Genomic DNA, 25,745 nt, shown 5'->3' on the forward strand with positions numbered 1-25,745 from the left:
GCCCCGCCCGGTGACCATCAGCGAGGCGCATACGCTGGTGCCACATACCACGATGCGACGCGTCGTGGCCCGGCGCCTGTCCGAATCCAAGCAGCAGGTGCCGCATTTCTACGTCACTGCGGATCTGGAAATCGATGCGCTGCTGAAGCTGCGCGCCGACCTGAACGCCAAGTCCCCGAAGGACGGGCCGAGCGCATTCAAGCTGTCGGTGAACGACCTGGTGATCAAGGCTGTCGCCGCTGCGCTGCGCCGGGTGCCGGCCGCCAATGCCAGTTGGACCGACGAGGGCACGGCGATGTACGACAATGTCGACATCAGCGTTGCCGTCGCGATCGATGGCGGCCTGATCACCCCGATCATCCGCAAGGCGGACCAGAAGGGCGTGGCCACCATCAGCAACGAGATGAAGGACCTCGCCGCCCGCGCCCGCACCGGCAAGCTGAAGCCGGAGGAGTTCCAGGGCGGCGGCTTCTCCATCTCCAACCTCGGCATGTTCGGCGTGAAGTCGTTCAGCGCCATCATCAACCCGCCACAGGGCGGCATCCTGGCCGTTGGCGCCGGGGAGCCGCGCCCGGTGGTTAAGGACGGCGCGCTGGCCATCGCCACGGTGATGACCTGCACCCTGTCCGTCGATCACCGCGTGGTGGATGGCGCTGTGGCCGCGGAGTGGATGGCCGCGTTCAAGGCCATCGTGCAGGATCCGCTGAGCCTGATGCTTTAACGTTCCCCGCCTTTGGCACGGCCTTGCACGCCCATGACGGCCTCTGGCCGCAAGCGTCGGGCCGGCATGGCGGTCTGGGAGTATGACCATGGCTGACCAATTCGACCTGATCGTCATCGGCGGCGGCCCAGGCGGCTACGTGGCGGCGATCCGCGCAGCGCAGCTGGGCATGAAAGCCGTGGTGGTGGAGCGCGAGAACCTCGGCGGCATCTGCCTCAACTGGGGCTGCATCCCAACCAAGGCGCTGCTCCGCTCCAGCGAGATCAATCACCTGCTCCACAATCTGGGTGAGTTCGGCTTTGCCGCCGACAACATCCGGTTCGACATGGCGGCGGTGGTGAAGCGGTCGCGCGGCGTGGCCAAGCAGCTATCGTCCGGCGTGTCGCATTTGCTGAAGAAGAATAAGGTTCAGGTCATCATGGGCAGCGCCAAGCTGGCCGGGAAAGGTACCGTCACCGTCGGCGACAAGACGCTGACCGCGCCGCACATCATCCTGGCCACCGGCGCCCGCGCCCGGCAGCTGCCCGGGCTGGAAGTGGATGGCAAGTTGATCTGGTCCTATCGCGAGGCGATGGTGCCGCCGTCCATGCCGAAATCCCTGCTGGTCATCGGCTCCGGCGCGATCGGGATCGAATTCGCGTCCTTCTTCCTCAACATGGGCGCGCAGGTGACCGTGGTGGAGGTGATGGACCGCATCCTGCCGGTCGAAGACCAGGAGATCAGCGCCTTCGCCCGCAAGGCCCTGGAAAAGCAGGGGATGAAGATCATCACTGGCGCCAAGGTCACCGCCGCCAAGAAGGGCGCGGACAGCGTCACCGCGACGATCGACGTTGGTGGCAAAACGCAGGAGATCACGGTCGATCGCATCATCTCCGCCGCCGGCATCGTCGGCAACGTGGAGGATCTGGGGCTGGAGGGCACCAAGGTGGTGGTCGACCGCACCCATGTCGTGATCGACGGCTTCTGCCGCACTGGTGAACCCGGTGTCTACGCCATCGGCGACATCGCCGGCGCGCCATGGCTGGCCCATAAAGCGAGTCATGAGGGCGTGATGTGCGTGGAAAAGATCGCCGGGCTGGACGTGCATCCCATCGACTGGACCAACATCCCGGGATGCACCTATTGCCGCCCCCAGGTCGCCAGCGTCGGGCTGACCGAGGCGCGCGCCAAGGAACTGGGCCACGAGGTCCGCGTCGGCCGCTTCCCGTTCATCGGCAATGGCAAGGCGATTGCCATGGGTGAGCCCGAGGGCATCGTGAAGGTCGTGTTCGACGCCAAGACCGGCGAGTTGCTGGGCGCCCATATGTGCGGCGCCGAGGTGACGGAGATGATCCAGGGCTACGCTATCGCCCGCACACTGGAGACAACGGAGACGGACCTGATGCACACCGTCTTCCCGCACCCCACCGTCAGCGAGACGATGCACGAGGCTGTGTTGGACGCGTACGGGCGCGCGATCCACTTCTAGCCGGGGTTAGGGCTTGTAGCGCATCGGGTTCTGGTTGGCCTGCGCGAAGCTCGCCAAGCCGAATGGCGAAGGCGCGCTTTTCACTTTCTGCGCGGCGTCTCGGGCTGCCTCGACATCCGGCAGCAGCAACAGCATTGGCCACAGCGCATCCTGGATCGTCTTCACCGCGTCGTATAATGCGATAATTGCGTCGGTCTGCATCTGCTGCACCGGGTCGGCCGACCGGGACGACCCGAGTTGGCGGATCGTTGTGGACAGGGCGACGGTCTTGTGGGCCTCCGCCGCGATCATCGAGTTGATTGCTGCGGTTGTTTTCAGGTTAAGCGGCATGGAGCGCTCCGCATGTTGGGCCGCCACGATTAGGAACCGGCACGTTCTCGTTGACAAGACGAATCGAAACGGTCGCGGGTTACGGGCTTTGCGCTTGAATTGGCTCCATCGGCAAGCCCGCCGCCATCCAGGCACGGCGGCCACCGCGATACCACAGCACGTTGCCGTAACCGAGCTTCGTCGCCCGTAGAGCCGCATTGTGAGACAGCCAGCAGGTTTGGGACAGGCAGAAGAACGCCAACGTCCTCGTCTTGTCGCCACCCGTCAGGCTTGCCAGTTTGCTGCCCAACTGCTCCTGCACATCGTCGTCCAGCCCGGTTCCCATACCGGCGCCGCGCAGCCAGACCGCGCCGGGTAAACTGACGGACTGGTGGCCGGCGATCACATCGATCAACACGGGCGGCTTGGCCGATATCATCATCGCGCGCAGTTGCGGCGTGGTCACCGTCATCACGCCGTCGATCTGCATCGGCGTCGGTGCTTCGTATCCACCGGTTTTGATGGTGGATATTGCAGGCAGGCCGAAATCCTGTGTCTCGTTGTCGTAGGCCGGAGCGCCCAATGGAGCCTGCTGCCACGGCATTGCAGGCTGCGTCGCGCAACTCGTCAGGGATATCGCCAGCGCCAGAAATAGCGGCCCGAGGCGCATCGCGATGATCCGCGTCCTTGAACGCCGACCGCCTTCACCGGGCGGCGTTGCGACCAAGCATGGCATCGAACGCCTGGATGATCTTCGGGACATGGCGATGCTTGTAGGCAAAATCCGCCGCCGAATCGTGAAGATGCACCAGCATGGTCGCATTCGCCTCGAACACGAGGAGACGGCCCTCCGGATCGACTGAGAAATCGATCCCGGCGTAATCCAGGTCAAGGCGTTGGGCGATGGCCGACAGCGCCGTCATCAATCCCGGCCCCAGAACCGCAGCGGGATCTTCCAGAAAACGCTGCTCCTCCACGCGCTTCCACGGCTCCGCCAGCATGTCGGCGGTGTAATAGTGAACCAGCCACGTCCTGGCGATCGCCAGGTGGTAGGGATACGGCTGGCGATCGACGAAAATCATCCGGTATTTCCGGTAGAAGCCGTCCGCACTGCGAAAATCGTGAAATGCCGTCGCGTAATAGGCATCTGCGATGCCGATTTCGAAGGCTTTCAATGCGTCCACAGTTTCGACCAGCATCAGCCCCTCGCCACCATGCGCGACTGCGGGGCGGATCAGCAGCGGCGGCGGAATATCGGCGGCTGCCCCGGTAATTTGCTCCCTCGCCAGCCGGACGGACGCGGGCACGATGATATCGGCGATTCCGGCCAGTAGGCTGGGCATAAGATCCCGCCGGGTGCGCGCCACCTGCGCCGGTGGATTGAGGACAGGCCGACGCGCGTGCAGGCGCGTGATCCGGTCGACCGAATCCGCCATTAGATCCGCATTGCCGATCGCGTTGAAGACAACGTCGTGGTGCGGCAGATCCTGCGCCTGCGCGTCGGTTGCGAGTTCGACGTACCAGGTGATGCGCGTGTTCCGCTCCGGCGGCAGCAACGTCTCGACCGGCACATTGCCCGAGCACGCGTTGGCCAGAACCAGAACAACCCGGGCGGCTGCGGCACCCTGCAAGACATTCAGCGGCTGCGGGCGCGGTACGCGGTCCCGATGGGCCTTTGCCTCGACCAGCCGCCCCTCCGCCTCCAACAGGCCGCCCAGATTAAGGTTGGCCGCGACATTATCCGGCTCGGTCTCAATCGCACGGCGGAAATACGTTGCGGCGAGGCCGTTCTCGTCGACGGCGGCGTGCAACAGGCCAAGATTGCAGAGCGCCGCGGCGAAATCCGGCCGGATGCGGACGGCCCGCTCATATTGGGCCACCGCGTCCCTGGTCCGCCCCTGCGACTGCAGGACGCTCGCCAGTTGGAACAGGGCATCCGGATCGTCCGGGATCAATTCGACCGCCCGGTGATACGCAGCATCCGCGTCCGGCTGGTCGCCGCGCGCCGCCAACGCGCTGGATAGGTTGATCAGCGCGTCCACGTAGTTCGGCTCGATGGCGATCGCGCGGTGAAACAAGCCAATCGCTTCGTCTGGCGGCACGACGAGCCCGAGATTGTTCAGCGCAACCGGGCTATTTGGCGCAGCATCGATGATCAGGCGGTAAATCCGCTCCGCCTCGTTCAGTTCGCCCCTTTGGTGATGGGCGATGGCGATGGCGAGCGCGTTCCGGATCGTCTCGCCAGGGTCCTGCATCCGTCGAAGCCTTTGCCATCCACCGTGACAGTGCCGCGCGCGACGAAAAATGCAATCGTGTGTGGCTACGCCCGCTCCACGAACCGATCCAGCACCCGTTTCGACCCGGCCTTATCGAACGCCACGTCCAGCCGGTCGTCGCTGACGGCATTCACCGTGCCGTAGCCGAATTTCTGGTGGAACACGCGCACGCCGACCGCCAGCCCATCCGCGCGCGGCGGCCGCGCATTCTGCTCCCAGACTTCGGTCACCTTGGGCCGCTTGGCCATCAGCGGGAACTGCCCGGTGAAGACGGTTGGCGCCGTCAGCCGCTGCTCCCGCGCCATCGCGGCGGAGCCGACGCGCTGCACATGATCCTCCGGCAACTCATCGATGAACCGCGACGGGATGGAGCTTTGCCAATTGGCATAGATCCGGCGGTTGGCGGCGTGGCTTATGATCGCGCGCCGCCGGGCACGGGTGATGCCGACATAGGCGAGCCGCCGCTCCTCCTCCAGCCCCTTATTGCCGCTTTCGTCCAGGGTGCGCTGGCTGGGGAACACGCCTTCCTCCCAGCCCGGTAGGAACACGGTGTCGAACTCCAGCCCCTTGGCACCGTGCAGGGTCATCAGGCTCAGCCGGTCGGTGTCGCCCTCCTGCTCGTTCTCCATCACCAGGCTCACATGATCCAGGAAGCCGGCGATGGTCTCGAACTCGGCCAGGGCGCGCACCAACTCCTTCAGGTTCTCCAGCCGGCCCGGCGCTTCCGGCGATTTGTCGCGCTTCCACATGTCGGTGTAGCCGCTCTCGTCCAGCACGGTGGCCGCGGTGGTCACGTGGCCGTCCCGGGGCAATTGTTCCCGCCACCGGTCGAAACTCTGCAGCAGGTCGCGCAGGGACTGGGCCACTTTGCCCTTCAGTGTGCCATCCTGCGTCGCCCGGGCGGTCGCGACGTAGAGGGACGTGCCGCCCTCCCGCGCCAGCAAATGGATCGACCGCAGCGCTGCATCGCCAACGCCCCGGCGTGGCAGGTTGACGATGCGCTCGAACGCCAGATCATCCGCCGGCGAGTGCATCACCCGGAGGTATGCGATGGCGTCGCGGATCTCCTGCCGCTCGTAGAACCGCAGACCGCCGACCACGCGGTAGGGTAGGCCCAGCGTGATCATCCGCTCCTCGAACGCGCGGGTCTGGAACGAGGCGCGGACCAGCACCGCCATCTCCGCCAACGCATGACCATCGCGGCGCAGCGACTCGGCCCGGTCGCCGACCATGCGGGCCTCCTCGTCGGAGTCCCACAGGCTCACCACGCTCACCGGCTCGCCCTCGGAATCGTTGCGGCCGGGGCGCAGGGTCTTGCCCATGCGGCCCTCGTTATGCGCAATCAACCCGGAGGCGGCGGCCAAGATCGGCGCGGTGGAGCGGTAATTGCTCTCCAGCCGGACGATCTGCGCGCCGGGGAAATCCTTCTCGAAGCGCAGGATGTTCTCCACCTCGGCCCCGCGCCAAGAATAGATCGACTGGTCGTCATCCCCGACGCAGCAGATGTTCTTGTGCTGTTGAGCCAGCAGACGCAGCCAGAGATACTGGATCTGGTTGGTGTCCTGATATTCGTCGACCAGGATATAGCGGAACATGCGGTGATATTGCGCCAGCACCTCGGCATGGTTGCGCATGATCTCGGTCACGTGCAGCAACAGGTCGCCGAAATCCGCGGTGTTCAGCGCTGCGAGCCGGCTCTGATAGGCTGCATACAGGGCGCGCGCATGGCCGTTGGCGAAATCGGTGTCCTCCGCCGGGGTCACCCGCTCCGGCGTCAACCCGCGATCCTTCCAGCGCTGGATGATCGCCATCAGCGCCGCCGGAATCCAACGCTTGGTGTCGACGCGACCGGCCTCCATCACCTGCTTCAGCAGGCGCATCTGGTCGTCCATGTCCAGGATGGTGAAGTTGGATTGCAACCCGACCAACTGTGCGTGCCGTCGCAGCATGCGGGCGCAGAGGGCGTGGAACGTGCCCAGCCATAGACCTTCTGCAGGGTGGCCGAGGATGGCGCCGACCCGCTCCCGCATCTCGCGGGCGGCCTTGTTGGTGAAGGTGACGGCCAGCACCTGGTTCGGGAAGGCCCGCTTGCTCAGCAGGATGTGGGCGAAGCGCGTGGTCAATACGCGCGTCTTGCCGGTACCGGCGCCGGCCAGCACCAGCAACGGGCCATCCAGGGTTTCGACAGCCGCGCGTTGTTCGGGATTCAGCCGGGTCAGGTAGTCGGTCATGACGGGAAAATGGTACCGATCGGTGCGGGATGGAAGGCGTTGGCGCCTGCTATCCGCCGGAACGCCTGCGGGTGGCAGCCGGCTTGCCCCTGCTCGCGGCGACCTTCGCCGGCGTCCGGGTCGCACGCGGTTCCTGGATCGGGCGGCCAGCGATCTTCGCGATCAAGGCCTCGTACCTGTCCAGGTACCCGCCCATGTCAAGGTTCTGTTCCGCCCAGAGCCGCGCATTACTCCGGCGCTCCAGCACATCCGGCCCGGCCTCCAGCGTCTCCACGACCCGGTCGGCCAGCGCGCCGGGGTCGAAGAACGGCGTTAGCAGGCCAGTTTCCCCGTGGGTGACGAACTCCTGCACCGGCGCGGTGTCGCTGCATACCAGCGCGCAGCCGCAAGCCAGCGCCTCCCGCAACGACCAGGAGGCAACAAACGGGTAGGTGAAATAGACGTGTGCGTCCGAGCGCTGCAGCAGCCGCACATAGCTGTCGTAATCCAGCCGGCCGGGAAAGTGCACCCGGCTCAGGTCCAGCGTCTTACCCAGTTCCGCTACCTGATGTTCGCGCCAGGTGGTCCCGGCAAGGCGCGAGCCGTAGCTGGCCCCGTCACCACCCACCAGGACCACGCGTGCGTCCGGCCGCGCGCGCAGGATGGCTGGCAGGGACCGCATTACCTGATGGAAGCCGCGATATGGCTCCAGGTCACGGGCGACGTAGGTGACCAGCTTTTCCTTCGCCCCAATCGGAATGCCTGCGATGGTCGTTGCGCGCTTGGGCCGCAAGGGACGGCAGATATCCAGGTTCACACCCTCTTGCAGCAGGGTGATGTTGGGGCGGGCCCAAGCTGGATAGGTGTTCCATTGGAAATGTGTCGGCGTCTGCCCGAACCCGGGGTTGGTCAACGTCAACAGGTTAACCGCGTTCATCGCCCGGATGTTGGAATTGGATTCGATATCGACCTTGAACTCTGGATCGAAGCCGACATCCTGCCCCGTCAACGCGTAGAAATATTCCTGATACCCAAGCAGCGGCACACCGGGGAACACATCTCCCAGGTTCAGCAACTCCCCCCAGCCATGGTGGCCGATGATGATGTCCGGGGTGAAGCCCAGCGTCCGCACCTGCTTCGCCGCCTTCGCCACCGCCTCCGCCCGCGCCATGGCCAGGGCGAAATCGCGAGCATCCTTGTGGGTGGGCGGCCCGGGCCGCTTATGCGCCTCGTAGGTGACCCGGCGGACGCCGGATATGATGTTGCTATTCGGCTCGCAGATGAACACCACATCGTGCTCCCCCTGCTTCAGCAGGCGGCGCACGATGTGGAGGAACTGAGCCGGGTAATTCTGGTGGACGAATAGGAACTTCATCGTCGGGCGAGCGGCAATTGGCCTAGCGGCCGCGTCCCTTCGGCAGAACCGGCTTTGCCTTGGGTGCCGGCACGGGAGCGCGCGAGCGGACGACAGGGGCAGCCATCTTTACCGGCGGCGCCGGCGCACGCTTGGCGACAGGGGCCGGGGCCGGCTTGGCCCGGGGCGCCGTTGCAGCGGTGATGGGAAGCAGTTCGACCTTGAAAGCCTCCAGCGGCGCCAGGCTCTCCGCCTCGCACGCCTCGCCAGCGGCCACTGGGCCGATGGCCGTGCCATCGGTGAAGGTCGCGCTGACTTGCACATTATGGGTGTCGGCCGAAGCTCCGCGAAGTCGCACGCGCAAGCCCAAGATGGGCAGGGCCATGCCGCGGCTGCCGCAATACTGGCTGCCTTCGGACCAGGGGGACAGCCAACCACGGCCTAGCACGGCCTGGTATTCGATATCTTGCGGCAACACCGACCCGCGTGGCGACAGAGCAAAGCCTTCGATCCATTGCTGGCTGCCGCGCTCGCCCACCCACTCATTCAGCCGGGCCAGAACATCGCCACGGCGTTGGATATGGGCCGCGATCTCGGCGTCGTCGACCGGCTCCAACGCCGCCTCACCGACCTCTTCCTCGTAGCCCGGCGGGGCCACGATCCCCTGCTTGGCGGCAAGCGTCTGCACCCCCTCCACCAGCTTGGTAACCTGCAGGCGCGGCGACTGTGTGGCGCCAACAGCCTGATAGATCGTCATCAACACATGGGCTGGCCCCTGCATCACACGGATCAACGCCGCGGAATCGAGCGAGCCGATCCAACCGTCGTCGCGAAAACTGACGATGGAGACACCCCGCGCCGGAGGGCCGGGCGGCAGCGTAAGGCGGGCACCAGGCAATCCAGTCTGTGGGTCCGGGGCAGTCGAACCGGGTGAATGGTAAACGCAGTAAACACCCGCATCCAATTGCATCAAGTGCCCGGACACTTGCAATTCGGTAACAAGATCGGCCGGGGGTGGATTAGCCTCAGACATACTTACGCCTTTACGAAGTAGCGTTCATCCCACTCACTTGGCAGGAATTTGGGAAGATGGCGATGGGGTAATCGCAGCGAAATGCTGCTTGCGTAACGATTCTACGCCTGCAGCACCGCCGCGAAGCACCCAGTCATTGATGGCAGATGGCGATAAACCCAGTGGCAATGTGTGGCCCCAACCGGTGCTTCGAACCCGCTCCGCCGGGGCGCCGATGTCGAATACCATCGCGCGCAGACCGGCACGCCACGCCTCACCGAGCGCGAAGCACCAGGTTTCCGGCCAGATCGATGGAATGAACGCGATGTCGGCCTTTTGGCGTCTCATCAGTGCCTCGCCCTCGCCGCTGGCGAATTTGCCGGTGACGAACACCGGGCCGGCCGCCAGCAATCGCTCGTCGTCGAACGTGAAGCCGACGACGGTGAATCGCAGGGGTAGGCGCCGCGCCGCCGCGTCGCGAACGCAGCCGAGCAGGACCTCGTAACCTTTCTCGATCCCGATCCCGCCGACGACGCAGAGATGGCGCACGGACGCCGGAGTGGGTGGGGGCGGCGGGATGGCGGTGTCGTCCTCCAATGCCACGACGACGGGGCGCACCAGCGGGAAATGGCGCCGGATCCGCGTTGCGACATCGGACGCCGGCGCCACGACCTGACGGGCCTGCGCCAGCATCATGGCCGACCGGGCCACCAGTTCCACGGGGCCAATCGGCTCGTCCAGGTTGCTGCCGTGGTCCGCCACGCAGGCGACGCACTGGGCCACGGGCGGCTCCCCGCAATAGCTATGCTCCGGCACCAATTGAATGCGCGCGCAGAAGCTGGCGTAGTCGTGGATAAACACGTCCTGGGCGACGCCGAGCCGGGCCGCCAAATCCAACAAGGCCGGATGCTGCCCCAATGAGTGGTGCAACTCCACCCGCTCCACCCGCTCGGCCTTCAGCAGGCGTAGCAGGGCGGGCCAGTCGCCTGGCAGGCGGTAGCGCAGGTTTGGGGTGTCGCCCTCCCCAACCACGGTCGCATCGCCGTCCGGCCGTAGCACCACGGGCCGAACGCCCGCCGCTTGCATGGCCGCCGCACGGTCTGCAACCACGCGTTCGACGCCGCCGCCATGGGCGTGGGCGAGCAGGACGACGGCGGTTTTCCGCCTGCCGGCCCGCCAGCGCAACAGGTCGATGCGCTGCCGCGCCGGGCCAAGCGGATCGGCCTTTATCCAGGCACCGATCAACGCCTCGTAGCCAGGGTGCAACCGGTTCAGCACCGTGGCATTGCGCGCCTGCAGATGCTGCCTGGCGGGGCCGAACGATGCCCCGCCCTCATGCGCCACGAAACATCCCGTTGCGGCCACATGGCGCCAGCCGCGATGGCGCGCGCGCAGGCACCAATCATTCTCCTCACCATAACCCTGGGCGAAGATATCCTCCCGCAGCAACCCGACCGCGGCGGCGCAATCGTGCCGGATGAACATGCAGAAGCCGACGGCCACCGGGATTTCAACCGTCCCCGCCCCGTTTGCGCGCCGGGCCAGGGCTGCCAGCGGCACCGGATCGGGCATGGGGTTGCCGCCCGCACGCTTGGGATAGCTGAGGATGGTCGCGTCGTTGGACAGCGGGCAGGCGCTGCCGATATCCGGCGCCGAATAGGCCGCGTCGGACAGATGCTGCATCCAGCCCGGCGGCACCACCGTGTCGCTGTTCAGCAAAACCACATCCCGCCCGGCGGCAGCACGCAGCCCGGCATTCGCCGACCCCGGAAAGCCCCGATTGGCAAGCAAACGGTGCAGAATGATGCGCTTGCCCGCGGCGAGTTCATCCAAAGCGGCTGACAACGCGGCATCTGGCCCGGCGTCGTCTACCACATGCACCCGGCTACCCCGGGGTATCGTTGCCAGTACCGAATTCAGGCATGCCAGCGTCGTTCGCAGCCCGCGATAGACGGGAACGACCACATCGACCGGCCGCCGCCGCGGCGTGGTGCGACGGCCGGGGCCGACCACATCTGCCCACACCGGCTTGAACCCGGAATCCAGCCCAGTCGCACTGCGAATTTCCAGACCCGGATCGATCGGGCTGCCCAGCAGATGTTGCCCCGCCGTATCGGTGACGCTCACCGGCCTTGCCGGCAAATCCGCGGCCGCGATCCGGAACTGGCGCGGGCGGGACAGGGGTTGATGGGTGGCGACATTGTCCAATCGCACCCGCGCCACCACGCGCTTGCCTGCGATACAAAGCACCGGGTCGCGGTCGGGGTTTCTAGGATGCCAGGCCCATCCGGACAGGCCACCCGCTTCTGCCGCGACAAACCCTTCGATCGCATTCATCGCCCGCAGATCGATTGGGCTGCCCAGAAGCGGCGCGCCGTTCCGTTCCACCACGAGACACTCCCCGGGAGGCAGCGCACAATTGTCGTTCGTCCACGCCCGGCGGATACGGCGGCCATCCAGCGTGAGGTCCGCAGCCGCATCGGCGTACAAACGGCCCGCGCTATCCACCGCGCACCAACCGGCCCATTCGGCGGCCCGCGCGACCGACGCCGCCAGAGACCGCACGGCTTCGGACGCCGCGTGGCGGGACAGCGCCGCCTGCATGGCCGTCACGGCTGCCGTCGGGTCGCCGGTTTGCAGCGCGCTGGCCGCCAGCCCAAGCCACGCCTCGCACACATCAATTGCGGCAGTGATAGTCTGGAATAGCCGCCGCGCCTCGGCCGGGTCCCCGCCGCGCAGACACGTCATAGCAAGGCTGAGCGCCACCGTCTGATCATCTGGCGCAATACGCCGGGCGCGCTCCAACCATTGCCGGGCCAGTTTGGCATCCGGGGCGGATTGCCCCTGGCGCCACGCATCCTTCGCCAAGGCCGACCACATTTCCCCCGATGTGCGCGTGGGCAGGGTTTCTGTGGAGCCCCGCAGGTCCAGCGAGGGAACGCGACTCACGGCGCTAGGTGCCGAAACGCGGGCAGGTAGAGCGCATCAACGGGCGGTCAGCCCGTGGCAGATGCGGCTTCGGCGGATAGGCCTTCCTGTGGCGGCAGTGCCGCCAGGTCTCCGGCGACCTCCGCCACGCCCTGGTTGCGCGCCGATAGCAGCCATTGCCGGGCCTCGGAGATGTTTTGCTGCCCGGCAAGACCGCGGGCGAGGTAGCGGCCGAGCATCATCTGGGCATAGGCGTGCCCCCGCTCTGCCGCCATCTTGAACCATTTCTGCGCCACGACACGATCGGGCGGAATGTCGTGTCCACCGCCATATAAGGCGCCGGTGGCGAACATGGCGCCGATGTGCCCCTCATTCGCCGCGCCTTCGAACAGAACCAGAGCCGCCTGGTGGTCGCGTTTGCCACCGCGCCCGTTCACGAGCATCTCTGCCAGGGCCACCTTGGAGTCCGTCAGCCCAGCATTCGCGGCGCGGGTGATCCAGGCACGACCTTCGACTTCATCGCGGTCGACGCCGCGGCCCTCGGCCAGCATGCGACCGTACCAATGCTGCGCCGTCACCACGCCATCCGCCGCCCGGCGCAGCCATTGTGCAGCCCGGCGCTCGTCCCGCTCGATCCCCACACCCTCGGCCAGGCAGACGCCGAAATTGAACGCCGCGACCAGGTCGCCGCTATCGGCCGCCGCTTCGAACCACTCGCGAGTACGAATGCGATCATCCTCGGCCCCAGCGCCTTGCAGCAACAGGTTCGCCAGGTCGGACTGGGAGGCCTTGTTGCCCGCCTCGGCCGAGCGCCGGAACCAGCGTGTCGCCTCGTCCGGATCGCGCGCGACGCCCGCCCCGGTCAAATACAACAGGCCCAGCGCACGCGCGGCCATGGCATGGCCCTGCTCCGCCGCGCGGGTGAACCACATCGAGGCCTCGGCATAGTTCGGCGGCAACTCGCCACCCTTGGCATAGAGATCACCGACCAACGCCGCGGCCTCCGCGTCGCCAGCAAGGGCAGCACGACGCAGCCAGGATTCGCCGGTGATCCGATCCTGCTTGACGCCACGCCCCTCCAGCAGGGCCAGACCATATCGGGCCTGCCCAGACCGCACGCCCATTTCGGCCGCACGGCGATACAGATCCACCGCCTCGACGGCATCACGCTCTAGCCCGATGGCAAAATCGTGCATGACGCCGAACAGGTAGATCGCCATCGGCAGATTGGCCGCGGCGGCCAGCCGCATCTCCCGCGCCGCCTCTTCTTTGGCAGCGTCGTCGGGCTCGTTTCGCACCAGCATGAGGGACAGCCCCAGCCGTCCCTGCGCGCTGTCACCCGTGGCAGCGCGGCGATACAAATCCAGCGCCGCCGGCAGGTCCCGCGTTTCCTCGGGTCCCGATGACAGAATCGTCGCCAGCACGGCCATGCCGTCGGCCGACCCAGAGTCCGTTGCGCGCCGGGCCCATAATGCGGCCGCGGCATAATCCGGACCGGCATTCCCGCCGGTGCGGAACAGCGGGGAGGAACCGGACCCGCCGTCGCGCAACAGGCCCTGCAAATGAATGGCGGCCAAACGCGCCTGCGCCTCGGCATGGCCGGCATTGCCCGCCTTTTCGAACCATTTCGCAGCTTCCGGGATGGACGGCGGAACACCCTGCCCCTCCAGGTAGGCGCGGCCGACGCGAAATTGCGCCTCGGCATCGCCAGCCTGGGCCGCACGCGCCAACTGGGTCAGCGCGCCGGCATGGTTTCCCTGTTCCAGCAACCGGTCGGCACGTCGTACGGCGGCTTTCGCCCCACCCGGCAGAAGGCCCGACAGAAACCCACTCACGACGCGGCCAACCTCCTCCAGAACACGACTATCACCGGGTCGATCACGGCTCGCGCATTCCGTCCATGGCGACGGGAAGGGCGCGGCTGAAGATGTAGCTCAATACCGTTCGCTTGCCGACCATCACATCCGCCGTCACCGGCATGCCTGGCGTCACCCGGAAGTCCCGCGGCGTGTCATGCAACCCAACCTTCTCGATGGCGATCCGCACGCGATAATAGCTCTGTCCGCCCATCGTCTGGCCGTCCTGCCCAGCCTGCTGATTGCCATGCGAGACCTGGTCGTTCTGTGGCTGGGTGAAGCTGTCCGGGCTGATGACCCGCACGGTTCCGGTCGCCGAGCCGTATTGCGTGAACGGGAAAGTGTCGAACTTGATCGTGACCGTATCGCCCAAATGCACGAAACCCGCATCCGCTCCAGCGATCGTGCCCTCTACCTCGAGCGGGGCGTTCAGCGGCACCAGCTTCAGGAATTGGTCGCCGGATTGCAGCACGGAGCCGACGGAAACCGGGGCCCGGGACAGAACGGTCGCATCCTGGTCGGCGCGCAACTCCACCAGGCGAGAGCGCAGTGACGCCTTGCTGAAAGTGCCCTGTGCGTCGTCCAGCTTGCGCGACGCATCGGTCAAATCCTGAGAGATCTGGGCCCGGCGATTTTCTTCGTAGCCAGCGGCCTCGGCACGCATTGCCTGCAGGTCGCCGGTCGCCGACCTCGCCGTCTGCTGCGCTTCCTGTAGCCCAGCCTGCATCGTCATCCGTTGATCGGTCGCTTGCAGCCGGTTCAGCTGGCTGCCCCAGCCCAACTTCTCCAGTTCCGCTCGCTTGCCTTCGACCGTGGACGCAACTTGCATGCGCTGAGTATACGACTGGATGTCGCCGACCGCCTTGCTGAGCGTGGCTTGCAGGGCGTCGATCTTCTGGCGGTAGTTCTCGACCTTGAACTGCCGCTCGGACTTGCGTTGCGCGAAGATCGATTCCTGGACCAACGCCGCACTGTCGGGACTGATAGGCTGATACTCCTTGCCGGCCGCCTCGGCCTGCAGCCGCTCGACCTCGGCGCGGAGGCTGGCAACCTGCTGCCCCGTTGCCGTCTTATCGGAACTCGTGAAGGTCGGATCCAGCCGGGCCAGCAGATCGCCCTTGTGGACGATTTGCCCCTCTTGCACCGCGATCTCGCGCACGATGGAGGTTTCCAGCGGCTGCACGACGATTGTGGTTTCCGTCGCGACCACCTTGCCCGGCGCCGTCACAACCTTGTCGATCGGGATCAGCCCGGCCGCGAGCGCGCAGGCGGCGAACATGCTGGCCACCGACCAGATCACGCCGCGCGCCGAGCCTTGCGGGCGGGCTTCCAACAGGGCTGCGGACGGCGAGTAGAATTCCAGCAGAGACGGCATCTGAGCCGATTGCCCGCGCGTCAACTGGGTTCCGGTTGTCGTCGTAATGCTCATTGCTCGACTCCTGCTCTCGTCGTGCCGTCTTGTTCCGCCCGTCGTCTCACTGGCCGTCGTCTCACTGGCCGTCGTGTCACGGGCCGTCGTGTCACTGGCGTCACCACCGAGTGTCTCGTCACCGTGTGTCTACTAATCACCCTGGCCAGCAACGGTCTTCAGCAACGCCGCCCGGGCACCGGTCGGGTCCATATGCCGATTCTGCTGCAGCCACAGCGCGCGATAGATGGCGCACCGCTCCAACAACACCGTATGCGGCGCCACGTCGATCACCTTGCCACGGTCCATGACCAGGATCTGATCACATTCCACCAGCGAGGCCAGACGGTGCGAGACGATCACCATCGTGCGCCCGCGGCCGATCCGCGTCAGATTGGCGTTCACCAACGCCTCGCTCTCCGGATCCAACGCGCTGGTCGCTTCGTCCAGGATTAGAATACGGGGGTCGGTGATCAGCGCACGGGCGATCGCCATGCGCTGCTTTTGCCCACCCGAGATGTTGGAGGAGCCTTCCTCGATCCAGGTATCATAACCCTGCGGAAGCCGCTCGATGAACTCCTCCGCCCCGGCTAGGCGCGCGGCACGCACCACGTCCTCGATCGTCAGGCCGGGCCGGCCCGCCGAGATATTGTCGCGCACCGTGCCCCGGAACAGGAAGTTATCCTGCAACACCACACCGAAGGAGCGGCGAAGATGCGCGAGGTTCACCTCCCGCAATTCCGCCCCGTCGATCTTCAGAAACCCGGAGTAGTCGCGGTTCACGCCCTGCAGCAGCCGGGTGAGGGTCGACTTACCAGAGCCAGACCGGCCCACCACGCCCAGCATCGTGCCGGCGGGGATCGAGAAGCTCACCTTGTCCAGTGCTGGCGTCTTGCCGGTCGGGTAGGTGAAAGTCAGCTCCTCGAACGAGATCGCACCCTCGAAGCTCGGCCGCAGCCCAGCGCCGCTCTGCTGTTCGGGTTGGTTGTTCAGCACCGAGCCTACTTCGCCGACCGCGGCGCGAACTTCCTGGAAATCCTCGATCAGCTTGGCGAGGCCGACGAGCGGCGCCGTGACCCGGGCGCCGAGCATCATGAACGCCACCAGGGAACCAACGCCCACCGTGGAGCCCGCGTCGAGCGCCAGATAGGCGCCGACCATGATCACGCCGCGGTTGATGAACGTCTCGATCGGTGTGATCAGCGTCTGCGGCCAGTTCGCCAGCCGCCCAGCCTCCAGCCGTAACTCGCCCGATGTCGCGACCCGGGCATCCCATTCCACCTTGCGCTGCGGCTCCAATGCGAGCGTCTTGAGGGTCCGAATACCCTGCACGCTTTCAACCAGCACGCTGCTCTTCATCGATTCCGCAGCCTGCACGCGGCCGATCAGGCGGCCGATCGGCTTCAGGAAGATCATAATGATGATCGCGATCATGCCGGCCGCCGCCACCACCATCCACGACAGGGTCACGTTCAGCCAGAACAGGAACGGTAGCAGGAACACCAGCGTCATGCAGTCGAGAAACGTTCCCATCAGCTTGCCGGTGACGAATTCGCGCACCCGGTAGACCTGCAACAGGCGGTGAATCGTCAACCCAGCCTGCGTCCGTTCGAAATAATCCAGCGGCAGCGAGAGCAACCGGGTGAAGATATGGAGTTGCAGCCGCGTGTCGACGCGCGTCGATATGATCTGAATAAGCTCCCGCCGGCCATAGCCGAGCAACGTCTCGTAGATCGCGGCAATCGCCAGGATCGTGGAGAGCAGAACCAAGGTTGAAAGGCTGTGATGCCCTACCACCCGGTCGATCACCGACATCACCAGAAGCGGCGGCAGGATCGTCAACACCGATAGGGTGAGCGACGCAATGCCGACATCGTTCATCAGCTTACGCTGGGCCAGGATTAGCCGCATCACCCACATCAGCGAGAAAGGCTGGTCGGCGTCGGTCTGCCCACGTGGGCGGCGGACCAAAATCGTCTCCCCGGTCCACAACTGGGACAGCCGCAGCCGGTCCACCGCGACCGCGTCCTGGCCAGCCGACCGTGGGTCGCGGATCCACACGATGTTCCGCGTCGCATCAGACCCCACCAGCACGCCCGCCGTGCCGTCGGTGAACAACAGCACCGCCGGGGACACCACGCCGGTGCCGGCGGCGGCGGTCAGCCGCAGCAGCTGTGCCCATACCATCCGGCTGGCCTTGGCAACCAACCCCTGGTCGCGCAGCCACTTGACCAGCGACAAGGGTGATGGGATCGCGTCACCGGCTTCCAGGTGGAAGTCGCTGCGATCCAACTCGTAGCCATGATGCCGCGCCACTGCCGCGGCCGCCAACAGCCGCATCTCGGTCGCGTCTTGCTCGTTCTGGTTGCCGTTTATAGTGCCCGGCGTTATCCGCGGGTCGCTGCGACCGGCCTCGACTTTGTCCACGTTGTATCATTCCCCGTGCTTGACCAGGCAACTCGGCCGACTTCTACGCCAAGCGCCCTATAGATGGGAAGCGTTGATGAAATCCAAATGTCCGCTCGGCACGTGAAACTGGTGAAACAATAAATTCCGTACTTCCCAATCGCCGCGGACCAACGCACCGTCTCAGCCATCATAGAGAGAGCTTCCGGCATGGACATTCGACCCGCCACTCCCGCCGATCTGCCGGATATCCAGGCGATCTACGCTCACCACGTGCTACACGGCACCGGCACGTTCGAGGAGATTCCCCCCTCGCTGGAGGAAATGACCGCCCGCATGCAGGCCGGAACCGGGCGCGGCTGGGCCTGGCTGGTGGCCGTGGATGCCACGGGCGTGCTCGGCTACGCCTACTACGCGCAGATCCGGGACCGCAGTGCCTACCGTTTCACGGCCGAGGATAGCATCTACGTGCGAGAGGACGTTCGTGGCCAAGGCGTTGGTAAAGCTTTGGTTGTGCGCCTTGTTGCCGAGGCTGAGAAGGCTGGATTCCGCCAGATGATCGCGGTTATCGGTGATAGTGAGAACGTGGGATCCGTCGGGATGCATTCCTCACTTGGCTTCCATCACGTGGGAACCATGCGCGCTGTCGGGCTCAAGTTCGGCCGCTGGCTGGATACGGTCTACATGCAGCGGGCGCTGGGCGCAGGCGACGCCGCCCTGTCGAACGACTAGACGCGGCCAATGGGCGCCCACGATCGGGCGTCCACTCAATCCCTTACGTTAAGCCGATTATTACGGGAAAGTCACGATATTTCGCGGTGAGGCATCTACGCTCGTTAATACATCGTCCCTCATCTTTGGGGCCGAAATTCTATCAATCTATTCGCGGCCGAACGAATCCGCCTCGCGGCAGCGGGGCAGCACGCTAGTGCGCCGCAGCCCAACTTCCGCCAGTGCCGGTTTCCACCACTAAGGGCACGGACAACACCGCCGCATTTTCCATGACACGCTTGACCAGTGTGGCAAAGGCCTCCACCTCGGCATCCGGTGCCTCGAACAGCAACTCGTCGTGGACCTGGAGCAGCATACGCCCCGTCAGCCCGGCCCCGGCGATGGCGGCGGGCAAGCGCACCATCGCCCGTTTGATGATGTCGGCGGCGCCGCCTTGCAACGGCGCATTGCTGGCCTGCCGCTCGGCATAGGCGCGCTTGGCCCCGTTGCGGTCGGCGATGCCGGGCACCCAGCAGCGGCGGCCGAACGGCGTCAGCACGAAGCCGTGGATGCGTGCCTCCTCCCGCGTGCTCTCCATATAGGCACGGATGCCGGGGTAGCGGGCGAAATAGGCGTCGATATAGGCCTTGGCCTCGCCAGGCTCGATCTGCAACTGCCGGGCAAGGCCGAAGGCGCTGATGCCGTAGATGATGCCGAAATTGATTGCCTTCGCCCGGCGGCGCACGAGGCCTGTCATCTGGGCCATCGGCACCCCAAACACCTCACTGGCGGTGCGGCTATGGATGTCCTGCCCGGTGGCAAACGCCTCGCTCAGCGCCGGCACGTCGGCGACATGAGCCAGCAACCGCAGCTCGATCTGCGAATAGTCCGCGCTCACCAATTGATGGCCCGGCGCTGCGACGAAGGCCCGGCGGATACGCCCGCCCTCCTCCGTCCGGATCGGGATGTTCTGCAGGTTGGGGTCGTTGGACGACAGGCGGCCCGTGGTGGTGGCGGCCATCGTATAGGTCGTGTGCACCCGGCCGGTCGTGCGGTCGATTTCCGTGACCAGCGCGTCGGCGTAGGTGGATTTCAGCTTCGCAAGCTGCCGCCATTCCAGGATGCGGCCCGGCAGCTCCGCCCCACCCTCCGCCAGGGTCTGCAGCACCGCGGCATCCGTACCCCAGGTGCCGCTGCTGGTGCGACGACCGCCGGGTAGCTTCATCTCGTCGAACAGGATCTCGCCCAGCACCTTGGGGCTGCCAAGGTTGAAGGGGCGGCCGGCCAACTTGTGGATCTCCGTCTCGCCGACGGCCATTCGCTCGCCGAAATCGGCCGACAGACGTCGCAGTTCCGCCTCGTCAACCGTGATGCCCGCCCGCTCCATGTCCCCCAGCACGGGGATCAGCCGGCGCTCCAACTGCTCGTACAGCGCCGTGGCTTTGGCATCGGCCAGGCGCGCGCGCAGGGCGTGGCGCAGCCGGAGCGCGCAATCCGCCGCTTCGGCCACATGGCTCGCCGCCCGATCGGTCGCCACGGCCGAGAGGGCGAGCCGGGTGCGGCCGGTCCCCGTTACCGCGTCCAACCCCGTCACGGTGTGGCCGAGGTGCAGGCGGGACAGATCTTCCAGCGTGTGGGCGTGGGCGCCGGCGTCCTGCGCATACGACAGCAGCATATCGTCGTCGACCGCCAACACCGGCCCAAAGCCAGCCCGCGACAGCGCCAGCAGCCCGGCCTTCGCGTCATGGAACACTTTCAGCAGCGCCGGGTCGGCCAATACCGGGTCCAGCGCGATGCGCGCCTCGTTAAGGTTCAGTTGCCGGACTGGGCGCTCCAGATCGCCCTCATGTGCCAGTGGCAGGTAGCAGGCGCGGCCGGGCGCGGTCGCCAGTCCCAGACCCACCAACTCGCCGGCGCTCAATACCGGGAAGATCGCCACAACGCCGCCCGCCCGCGCCTGATCCAGCACGGCAGCCAAGCCCTCGGCATCGTCGACAGCGCCGTAGGGGCCGAAGGGCAGGACCGTCTCCTGCGGCGGTGGCGGCGGCATGTCTTCGCCCACCGGGCCATCCAGCCCCAGCCGGGTAGCGGTGGAGCGGAACCCCATGCTGTGCAGCCAGGCAGACAATGCAGCCCGCTCCGGCTCCCGCGTCACCAGCGTGTCCAATGCCTCGGGCAGTGGCACGTCGTCCCGCAGGATGACCAATTGGCGGGAAAGTCGAGCCTGCTCGGCATGGGTGATCAGCAATTCCCGCCGCTTGGACGGCTTCATGGTATGGGCGCCCGCGAGCACGCCCTCAAGATCACCGAACTCCGCCAGCAACTGGCAGGCGGTCTTCGGCCCGATGCCGGGCACGCCGGGCACGTTGTCGACGCTGTCGCCCATCAGGGCCAGCAGGTCGATCATATGCTCGGGGCCGCAGCCGAACTTCTCACGCACCTCGTCCGGCCCGATGGTTTTCTGCTTGATCGGGTCCTGCAGCAGCACGCCGGGGCGGATGAGCTGCATCAGATCCTTGTCGGACGACACGATCGTCACCTGGCCGCCCGCATCGACCGCTGCCTTGGCGTAGGCGGCGATGAGATCGTCTGCCTCCCAATCCGCCAGTTCGATGGCGGGCACGCCGAAGGCGACCGTTGCGTCCCGGACCAGGGCGAATTGCGGGATCAGCTCCGCCGGGGGGTCCGGCCGGTGGGCCTTGTAGGCGTCGTAGATGCGGTTGCGGAACGTGGTACGCCCGGCGTCGAAGATGACCGCCAAATGGGTGCCGACATGGTCCTTCAGCAGCCGCGCCAGCATGTTGGTGAAGCCGAACACGGCGTTCACGGGCGTGCCGTCCGGCCGCGTCATCGGCGGCAGGGCGTGGAAGGCGCGGAAGATGAACCCCGAGCCGTCCACCAGCACCAGATGCATTGGGCTGGGCTTGGTCAGTGTCCGCCATCCCCGGCGCCCGGGTTCAACACGAACACGCGGGAGCAATACGGGCAGAACGTCTGCTCGTGCACGATGCGGAGCCACACGCGCGGGTGGCCCAACCCGGCATTCCCCCCGTCGCAGGCGACGACGCGGTCGTCCACATGGATGATTTCGTGCTCGCCTGGGGGCATCCCGGCGGGCGTATCTGGCGTGGACGCGCCGAACGGCATATGGACCTCGACTGGTGGGGAACGCACGCCAATGATAGCCATGCTGGCCATGAGTTCAACCTTACGCGCCACCCTCGCTTGTTTGGCCCTATTGCTCGGCGGTTGCGCCACCCGGCTGCCGCCGTACGGCACGCCGGGCCAGCCGCTGACGATGCATCCGGTGCCGGATGACACCTTCACCTTGCCGGACGGCACTCGCCTGCCCGCCCGTGTGTGGCTGCCGCCGGACGGCCGGGCGCCCAGCGCCGTGATCCTGGCGCTGCACGGCTTCAACGACAGCCGGGACCAGTGGGCGCTGCCCGCCCCGGTGTTCGCCGCTAACGGCATTGCGCTGTACGCCCCCGACCAACGCGGCTTCGGCGACACTGCCGCGCGTGAGACCTGGCCCGGCACCACCGCCCTGGTCGATGATGCCGACGCGATGGCCCGCGATCTCCGACGCCGCTACCCCACCACCCCGTTATTCGTCATGGGGGAGAGCATGGGTGGCGCCATCGCCATGGACCTGGCCGCCCGCCCCGACGCCCCGCCGATCACCGGCACGATCATGCTGTCCCCCGCGGTATGGGGCCGGTCGGAACAAGGCCTCGTTCTGGCCAGCGCACTATGGGCCGCCAACGCCGTCGCGCCCGGCCACCGCATCACTGCCGGCGAAGTGCCCGTGCAGGTTCGCGCCAGCGACAACCGCGATGCGCTGATCGCCCTGGTCCGCGACCCGCTCACCATCCGCAGCACTCAGGTTTCCGTGTTGAACGGATTGGTCGACCTGATGGACTCCGCCCAGGCCGCCGCCCCCCAGGTGCACGGCCGCAGCTTCATCGCCTATGGCGGGCATGACGATCTGGTGCCGGCCGGTGCCATGGGCGTCGCCTGGGCCCATTTGCCGCCCGATACACGCCGGGCGGTGTATCCCAACGGCTATCACCTGCTGATGCGGGACCTGGACCGCCAGGCTGTCATCGACGACGTGATCACCTGGATCCGCCGCCCGGACGCGCTGCTCCCCTCCGGCGCCGACATCGCCGCGGCGACCTGGGCGACCCGATATCATCCTGGGGGTGGTGTGGAGTTCTAACGTGGGGTATGGAGTGCAGAAGACGGACCCGTAGCTCAGCTGGATAGAGCGTCGCCCTCCGAAGGCGAAGGTCGCACGTTCGAATCGTGTCGGGTCCGCCAATAAGTTTAGTGAAAACGACCTCGACGAAGGGCTAGCGATCGTCTAGCCATCAATTGATTGCAGGCCTGCGATGGCTCGCCTGACGCGCGGCCGACCTGATATGCGGAGCAGCATCGGCCAAAGGTGAAATTATCGGGTCGGACAGCCCGGTTCGAGGGGTCCTGCCGCAGAACAGCAATCCAGCATGACCGCCGAGCATGCCGCCGACCTTGCGCGTTGCAAACGCGGCATTGAGCCGCTGCGGGTTGTCGTCCCGGCGCAGGTAGCCGCGTCCTCGGTGCAGGCAATTGACCCCGTACCGATGACCTTTTGACTGCCTATCGGCTCGGTCGTCATCATCCGGCTGACACGGCATCACCCCTTACTTCAATCGGCCCCCAGATGACCGATCCAGCACCGTACTGCGCCCCCAGCATCTGGCTGGCATCCCATACAGCATTCGCCCCGCCGGAGTGCCGGTATCGATCGCCTGCTGGTGCAGGTAGAGATCGACACCACGGGCTTGTAGCTCGTCCAGCACTGTCAGAAGATCGGGCAATGACCGTCCCAGCCGGCAAACCGACCATGCTGCCACCACGTCATACTCTCGTCTGGTAACGCCCCTGAGTAGCGCTTCGAGACCCGGCCGTTGCTCACGGCCCTTGGCGCCGCTGATGCCTTCATCGCGATGGACCGCCACGATCGACCAGCCAAGGCGGCCTCTTGAAGTGGTTGAAGCTGGTTCTGAACCGTCTGGCCACGGTCGGCCGTGCTGACGCGGACATACAGTGCTGCGCGCCGTGTGCCGGGCGGGATGGCATGCTTGGTCGGCGTGGCGGCCTGCCCGGCCCAAATGGGCTCGGCGCTCATCGACCTACGGCTCTGACTTCAGAAGCAGCACCTGCACGCCACCCTGCCGGATTGACCCAAACCAGTGACCGGCGGACCAGCCTGACCATGCACCTCATTCTGCGGTCAGGGTGGTCAGCACGGTCAGGCCGGTCATGGCGCTGGACAGCCTCGTCGATGGGCGTGGTCATGCTGGTCCGGACGATCAGGATGGTCTGGCTGGTCATCCCCCGACCACACCATGGAGACTCTAGGTATCAACCAAAACGGATGGTTCCAGATACACCCGATCGGCACCCAGAAGAAGCCCGCAAAGCTGGAAGCCCGCAGGCAGAGGGGTTTTGCGAACAGGCCATTCAGCATAGTTGGTTCCTCAGCGTTCGCGCTGCCCGAGCGGAAGGGTCTGCGCAGACGACGGCACTTCCGGGGCCTTGATGTAGCGCTTACGCAGGCTGAGGAATGGTTCCTCAATATACCGAAAACTTACCCAACCCACAGGAACCATTAGGCAAAAACAGAATGCTGACCAGAGACACGCGACATAGAAATTAGAAATATCCATTACATGCATATCAATGAATTTAGCCGCACGAAAGACCACAAAAAAGTGCAGCAGGTAGATCGAGTAACTGTAAGCGCCCGCCCTCCCGATTAGGCCGGATATGCCGTTGTTGCTTGGAGCGAAGCTGCTGTCATAGTAAGCGATGAGAATGCTATAAGCGGCCCCTTCAAATGTCGGAATGATGATCCAGAGAGGCGTAGCAGACGGATAACCACCCATTTTATAAAAGCCGCCCGCGGCGTCGAACCCATAGTAGAACGCCGCAAAGCAAAGTCCCGTCGCCGCGGCCAGTGCGTGCCTACCGCAGAGCAGTGAACGGTACCGGAAGGCAAATATTCCGAGCAGAAACTGGTCTATATGACCAACAATCGTCCAATAGGAGAGATATTGGACCTCACCACAATGTAAGTACAGCACAAGCCGGGCCATGACTGCTACGGCCAAGAACGCAAGGGGAGCCTGCGGCCAACGGCGTGAGGCAATCATCAGCACCGGCAGTATGAGGTAGAAATGCGCTTCGACAGTGATTGACCACCCGCCATTCGGCAATGATGGCAGTACGGCACCCTTAAGAAGTTGACGCGTGTAAGCCCAAAGCTGAAAATTTCCGTTACGCAAATATTGCTCAGTGCCAACAGCGGCGATAACCAGGATCAGCAATGGTGCGAGCCGCAATAGTCTGTTCCACAAGAAAAGCGGGTAACTCACTAACTTGCCATGGAGAATCTTCGCAAAAAGATACCCCGAAAGGGTCATGAAAAGAGCAACGCCAGTGTGTCCCTCATCTAATATCGACAGGGGGAAGATCGCTGGCGCTCCGGCAAAAGGTACTGGAAATCCATTCCCCGAATGTATGAAGTGCCAAGTGAAAACGGTCAGGGCAGCAAGCGCACGCACATGATCCAATGCCACCCAGTGCTGTCCCGTAGACGCCCGCATCATCAGCCCCCGGCAGAAGCAAGATACTCAATTCCCTCGCCTTCATTCTGAGCAGATAAGCTCATCTTGCATGTTGGCACTGGAACTCTAGGCGAATCCGGACCTACCGTCCACACCGTCCACCAGACCCTCTGACTGATCAGCACATTAAGGGAAGCCTGACCGGTATCGCGGTCCGTCAAGGAGCGGAGCATCACGATCAATTCGTGTAAACGTCCGGGCCATATAGTTCTCAGGGTTGCGCAAACTGTCTTGTTGCCCGGATAATTCAGCGCGCGCCGAAGGCGCGCACCACCAGTGGAGGGAGGTTCCACCCGGAGAGTTATCGATAGCTCCGGTAGCTGACGAGCGGCCCTGCTGGGTAACCGGCCGTCTCGTGACAAAGGCGGCCTAGGGTCCGGACCCATAAACATCTTGGCGCGACGCGTGGTGT

19 protein-coding genes and 1 tRNA gene are annotated in these 25,745 nt (G+C 65.3%); 6 read left to right on the top strand and 14 right to left on the bottom strand.

Going from position 1 to position 25,745, the window contains the following annotated elements; translation table 11 throughout:
* On the top strand, positions 1–721 hold a 721-nt coding region (locus GSQ76_RS02895), incomplete at its 5' end, for a 2-oxo acid dehydrogenase subunit E2 (RefSeq protein WP_254070212.1).
* An 88-nt stretch (positions 722–809) separates the two neighbouring features.
* The gene (gene lpdA / locus GSQ76_RS02900; protein ID WP_158742418.1) at positions 810–2,189 is read left to right on the top strand and encodes a dihydrolipoyl dehydrogenase; all 1,380 of its coding nucleotides are present in this window, start codon (positions 810–812) and stop codon (positions 2,187–2,189) included.
* Between the two features lie 6 nt (positions 2,190–2,195).
* On the opposite strand, the gene GSQ76_RS02905 is transcribed toward lpdA, so the two are convergent.
* The 10 genes from GSQ76_RS02905 to GSQ76_RS02950 form a co-directional block, all read right to left on the bottom strand.
* Entirely contained in the window at positions 2,196–2,519 is a 324-nt protein-coding gene (locus tag GSQ76_RS02905; protein ID WP_158742419.1) for a hypothetical protein, read from the bottom strand.
* A gap of 79 nt (positions 2,520–2,598) precedes the next feature.
* The gene (locus GSQ76_RS02910; protein ID WP_158742420.1) at positions 2,599–3,168 is read right to left on the bottom strand and encodes a rhodanese-like domain-containing protein; all 570 of its coding nucleotides are present in this window, start codon (positions 3,166–3,168) and stop codon (positions 2,599–2,601) included.
* Between the two features lie 34 nt (positions 3,169–3,202).
* Positions 3,203–4,753 (bottom strand): tetratricopeptide repeat protein, encoded by a 1,551-nt coding sequence (locus tag GSQ76_RS02915; protein ID WP_158742421.1) that lies wholly within the window; start codon positions 4,751–4,753, stop codon positions 3,203–3,205.
* Between the two features lie 65 nt (positions 4,754–4,818).
* A complete protein-coding gene (locus tag GSQ76_RS02920) occupies positions 4,819–7,005 on the bottom strand; it encodes an ATP-dependent helicase (protein WP_158742422.1) in 2,187 nt (728 codons plus the stop codon).
* A gap of 49 nt (positions 7,006–7,054) precedes the next feature.
* Positions 7,055–8,359 carry a glycosyltransferase gene (locus GSQ76_RS02925; RefSeq protein WP_158742423.1) on the bottom strand — a complete coding sequence of 435 codons (1,305 nt, stop codon included), beginning with the start codon at positions 8,357–8,359 and terminating at the stop codon, positions 7,055–7,057.
* Between the two features lie 22 nt (positions 8,360–8,381).
* Positions 8,382–9,371, bottom strand: coding sequence for a hypothetical protein (locus GSQ76_RS02930; RefSeq protein WP_216850863.1), 990 nt, complete (start codon positions 9,369–9,371; stop codon positions 8,382–8,384).
* A 33-nt stretch (positions 9,372–9,404) separates the two neighbouring features.
* On the bottom strand, positions 9,405–12,299 hold the full coding sequence (locus GSQ76_RS02935; RefSeq protein ID WP_158742424.1) for a glycosyltransferase: 2,895 nt from the start codon (positions 12,297–12,299) through the stop codon (positions 9,405–9,407).
* Positions 12,300–12,346: 47 nt separating this feature from the next.
* Positions 12,347–14,113, bottom strand: a complete 1,767-nt coding sequence (locus GSQ76_RS02940; RefSeq protein ID WP_216850864.1) for a tetratricopeptide repeat protein — start codon at positions 14,111–14,113, stop codon at positions 12,347–12,349.
* Between the two features lie 43 nt (positions 14,114–14,156).
* Positions 14,157–15,563 (bottom strand): HlyD family type I secretion periplasmic adaptor subunit, encoded by a 1,407-nt coding sequence (locus GSQ76_RS02945; RefSeq protein ID WP_158742425.1) that lies wholly within the window; start codon positions 15,561–15,563, stop codon positions 14,157–14,159.
* 132 nt (positions 15,564–15,695) lie between these two features.
* A complete protein-coding gene (locus GSQ76_RS02950) occupies positions 15,696–17,882 on the bottom strand; it encodes a peptidase domain-containing ABC transporter (RefSeq protein WP_158742431.1) in 2,187 nt (728 codons plus the stop codon).
* A 276-nt stretch (positions 17,883–18,158) separates the two neighbouring features.
* Here GSQ76_RS02950 and GSQ76_RS02955 point away from each other — a divergent pair, with 276 nt between their 5' ends.
* Positions 18,159–18,680 (top strand): GNAT family N-acetyltransferase, encoded by a 522-nt coding sequence (locus GSQ76_RS02955; protein ID WP_158742426.1) that lies wholly within the window; start codon positions 18,159–18,161, stop codon positions 18,678–18,680.
* A 193-nt stretch (positions 18,681–18,873) separates the two neighbouring features.
* Here the strand turns inward: GSQ76_RS02955 and polA are convergent, their stop codons facing one another.
* On the bottom strand, positions 18,874–21,573 hold the full coding sequence (gene polA, locus GSQ76_RS02960) for a DNA polymerase I (RefSeq protein WP_158742427.1): 2,700 nt from the start codon (positions 21,571–21,573) through the stop codon (positions 18,874–18,876).
* 14 nt (positions 21,574–21,587) lie between these two features.
* Positions 21,588–21,767, bottom strand: a complete 180-nt coding sequence (locus GSQ76_RS02965) for a zinc-finger domain-containing protein (protein ID WP_174247279.1) — start codon at positions 21,765–21,767, stop codon at positions 21,588–21,590.
* 70 nt (positions 21,768–21,837) lie between these two features.
* On the opposite strand from GSQ76_RS02965, the gene GSQ76_RS02970 reads away from it, so the two are divergent.
* From GSQ76_RS02970 to GSQ76_RS32315, 3 genes are all read left to right on the top strand, one after another.
* On the top strand, positions 21,838–22,881 hold the full coding sequence (locus tag GSQ76_RS02970) for an alpha/beta fold hydrolase (protein ID WP_158742428.1): 1,044 nt from the start codon (positions 21,838–21,840) through the stop codon (positions 22,879–22,881).
* A 24-nt stretch (positions 22,882–22,905) separates the two neighbouring features.
* Positions 22,906–22,982: transfer RNA gene (locus GSQ76_RS02975), tRNA-Arg, on the top strand.
* A 185-nt stretch (positions 22,983–23,167) separates the two neighbouring features.
* Positions 23,168–23,296 (top strand): hypothetical protein, encoded by a 129-nt coding sequence (locus tag GSQ76_RS32315; protein ID WP_256366956.1) that lies wholly within the window; start codon positions 23,168–23,170, stop codon positions 23,294–23,296.
* 48 nt (positions 23,297–23,344) lie between these two features.
* Here the strand turns inward: GSQ76_RS32315 and GSQ76_RS02980 are convergent, their stop codons facing one another.
* Positions 23,345–23,662, bottom strand: coding sequence for a recombinase family protein (locus GSQ76_RS02980; protein WP_254070213.1), 318 nt, complete (start codon positions 23,660–23,662; stop codon positions 23,345–23,347).
* 522 nt (positions 23,663–24,184) lie between these two features.
* The gene (locus tag GSQ76_RS02985; protein WP_254070214.1) at positions 24,185–25,285 is read right to left on the bottom strand and encodes an acyltransferase; all 1,101 of its coding nucleotides are present in this window, start codon (positions 25,283–25,285) and stop codon (positions 24,185–24,187) included.
* Between the last annotated feature and the right edge of the window lie 460 nt (positions 25,286–25,745).

Source organism: Acidisphaera sp. L21 (assembly GCF_009765685.1).
Taxonomy (GTDB): domain Bacteria; phylum Pseudomonadota; class Alphaproteobacteria; order Acetobacterales; family Acetobacteraceae; genus LMUY01.

Bases quoted from the DNA above. Each gene is read 5' to 3' on its own strand.
- lpdA (WP_158742418.1), top strand. From the start codon at position 810: ATGGCTGACCAATTCGACCTGATCGTCATCGGCGGCGGCCCAGGCGGC.
- GSQ76_RS02905 (WP_158742419.1), bottom strand. From the start codon at position 2,519: ATGCCGCTTAACCTGAAAACAACCGCAGCAATCAACTCGATGATCGCG.
- GSQ76_RS02910 (WP_158742420.1), bottom strand. From the start codon at position 3,168: ATGCGCCTCGGGCCGCTATTTCTGGCGCTGGCGATATCCCTGACGAGT.
- GSQ76_RS02915 (WP_158742421.1), bottom strand. From the start codon at position 4,753: ATGCAGGACCCTGGCGAGACGATCCGGAACGCGCTCGCCATCGCCATC.
- GSQ76_RS02920 (WP_158742422.1), bottom strand. From the start codon at position 7,005: ATGACCGACTACCTGACCCGGCTGAATCCCGAACAACGCGCGGCTGTC.
- GSQ76_RS02925 (WP_158742423.1), bottom strand. From the start codon at position 8,359: ATGAAGTTCCTATTCGTCCACCAGAATTACCCGGCTCAGTTCCTCCAC.
- GSQ76_RS02930 (WP_216850863.1), bottom strand. From the start codon at position 9,371: ATGTCTGAGGCTAATCCACCCCCGGCCGATCTTGTTACCGAATTGCAA.
- GSQ76_RS02945 (WP_158742425.1), bottom strand. From the start codon at position 15,563: ATGAGCATTACGACGACAACCGGAACCCAGTTGACGCGCGGGCAATCG.
- GSQ76_RS02950 (WP_158742431.1), bottom strand. From the start codon at position 17,882: ATGCGGCTGTTGGCGGCCGCGGCAGTGGCGCGGCATCATGGCTACGAG.
- GSQ76_RS02955 (WP_158742426.1), top strand. From the start codon at position 18,159: ATGGACATTCGACCCGCCACTCCCGCCGATCTGCCGGATATCCAGGCG.
- polA (WP_158742427.1), bottom strand. From the start codon at position 21,573: ATGCATCTGGTGCTGGTGGACGGCTCGGGGTTCATCTTCCGCGCCTTC.
- GSQ76_RS02965 (WP_174247279.1), bottom strand. From the start codon at position 21,767: ATGCCCCCAGGCGAGCACGAAATCATCCATGTGGACGACCGCGTCGTC.
- GSQ76_RS02970 (WP_158742428.1), top strand. From the start codon at position 21,838: ATGATAGCCATGCTGGCCATGAGTTCAACCTTACGCGCCACCCTCGCT.
- GSQ76_RS32315 (WP_256366956.1), top strand. From the start codon at position 23,168: ATGACCGCCGAGCATGCCGCCGACCTTGCGCGTTGCAAACGCGGCATT.